The organism is Mesorhizobium sp. M7A.F.Ca.CA.002.04.1.1 (genome assembly GCF_004022805.1).
GTDB classification, from domain to species: Bacteria; Pseudomonadota; Alphaproteobacteria; order Rhizobiales; family Rhizobiaceae; genus Mesorhizobium; species Mesorhizobium ciceri.
Map to the genome: position 1 here is coordinate 1 of NZ_RZPL01000910.1, position 1,938 is coordinate 1,938.

At 62.5% G+C, this 1,938-nt stretch carries 2 protein-coding genes and 1 pseudogene; all 3 read right to left on the reverse strand.

From position 1 onward, the window contains the following. Positions 1 to 909, reverse strand: a 909-nt coding sequence (locus ENZ75_RS30300) for an LpxI family protein (protein WP_164888125.1), incomplete at its 3' end; no start/stop codon positions are given. Then, a complete protein-coding gene (gene lpxA, locus ENZ75_RS30305; RefSeq protein WP_063167971.1) occupies positions 881 to 1,714 on the reverse strand; it encodes an acyl-ACP--UDP-N-acetylglucosamine O-acyltransferase in 834 nt (277 codons plus the stop codon). The genes lpxA and ENZ75_RS30300, both read right to left, overlap by 29 nt. Positions 1,715 to 1,727: 13 nt before the next feature. Next, positions 1,728 to 1,938, reverse strand: a pseudogene (locus ENZ75_RS30310) (3-hydroxyacyl-[acyl-carrier-protein] dehydratase FabZ); the annotation flags it as partial.

Below are 1,938 nucleotides of genomic sequence, written 5' to 3' on the forward strand. Positions count from 1 at the left end.
GTGCGGCTCCGTCGTGGCAGGCAGGCCAATGACGAACAGGCCGAGTGCGTTGGCGCGCGCGATGGTTTCAGGACCTTCGAGAACCAGCGAACGTCCCGCCTCGACGGCAATCCCGGCAAGCTCGGCTGCATGCGCTGCTTCGACCGTCTGCAGGCCGATGGACGGAAGATCCGCTCGCAGTTCCTGGCCAGGCTTGGCGCACTTGACCAGGACGCCGCGGGTCTTGCCCGCAATACGGCCGTGGCCGCGTAAAAGCTTTGCCCGCTCAAGCAATCCGGCTGTTCCTTCGATGCCTTCCAGCGCAATGGTCCGGCCACCGATGGCGATCGCGGCCTGGCCGATGTCCAGCGCCCCGATGGCCTTTGCTGCGTCAAGGCCTGCCTCGATGTCACGCCAGTCCGACTTTTGTGGCGCGGCGTTGGTCAGGACGCCTTCGGCGGCGACAAGGCTCGGCACGATTTCATGCGCTCCCACAACCTTTATTCCACGGGCTTCGAGGCCCCTCGCCAAGACCTTCAGCAGGCCATCGTCGCCACGCGCGAGCGCCATGACGACCAGCGGAATTACCGCGAGCAGGCTGAGACTGGGGCGCAGCGCAAGCAATCGCGGCCGGCGCTTGATCTCGCCTGCAAGCACCAGATGGGTGATCCGGTGCCGCCGTAGCAATGGGACCAGCGAGCCTATACCTTCCAGAGCGAGGCTTTCGTGATCGTATCGGGAGAGCTCCGCGATGCGGTCGACCTCGCCTTCCATCAGGATGACGAAGGGCGGATAGCCTTGTTCAGCCGAACCGGCCGCGACTTCGACCGGCAGACTGCCGCCGCCGGCAATGATGCCGACCCTGGAGCCCGGCGGAAGATCAAGACGCGCTGCCGCTGTCTCAGTCTTCGTCATCGACATCGTCGCCATCGCCGCCCTTGAGCGACGGCACAGCATAGTGCCGCTTGCCGCGACTGGTGATGAAATCGATGATCTTCATGGCGGTCGGCGACGACGCGAACTCCGCCTTGGCGAACTCGATGTTCTCGCCAACGGTGCGGGAACGATCGAAGATCATCCTGTAAGCCTTGCGCAGCACAAGGATTTCGGACCTTGGCAGGCCGGAGCGCTTGAGGCCGATGATGTTGAGGCCGCGTAGGCTGGCGCGGTTGCCGACCGCTATGGCAAAGGGGATGACATCGCCGACGATCGCGGAGCAGCCGCCGAGAAAGGCGTTGTCGCCGATGCGGACAAACTGATGCACTGCGGTCAGTCCGCCGATATAGACATTGTTGCCGACCTCGCAGTGGCCGCCCAGCGTTGCGCCATTGGCGAACGTCGCATTGTTGCCGACGACGCAATCATGGGCGATATGGGCGTAGGCAAGGAAATTGCCATTGTCGCCGACCGTCGTCTCGCCGCGGCTGGAATCGGTGCCGAGATGCATGGTCACGCCTTCGCGGATCGTGCAGTTCCTGCCGATGACCAAGGTGGTTCGGCCGCCCTTGTGCTTGGTGTTCTGCGGCGGTGCGCCCAATGTCGCCATCGGATAGACCTTGGTCGAGGCGCCGATCGACGTCGCGCCCATCACCGAGACATGACTGACCAGTTCGACGTCGTCGCCGATCACCACATCGGCAGCGACATGGCAGAACGGCCCGATGCGCACACCTTGGCCGATTTGGGCGCCTTCCTCGACAATGGAGGAAGCATGAATGGATGTCTTGATTTTCATAAGCACTCGATCGTCAGTCGCTGGTGACCATCATGGCTGAAATCTCGGCCTCGGCCGCCTTGGCGCCGTCGACCATGGCTTCACAAGCGAATTTGAGCAGGTTGCCGCGTTTCTTGATTTTCTTGACATAGATCTTCAACTGGTCGCCGGGAACCACCGGTTTGCGGAATTTGGCGTTGTCGATGGTCAGGAAATAGACCAGCGACGGCTTTTCGGTACCCAGG

Excerpts from the sequence above, each read along its gene's own strand:
- lpxA (WP_063167971.1), bottom strand. The coding sequence starts at position 1,714 with ATGAAAATCAAGACATCCATTCATGCTTCCTCCATTGTCGAGGAAGGC.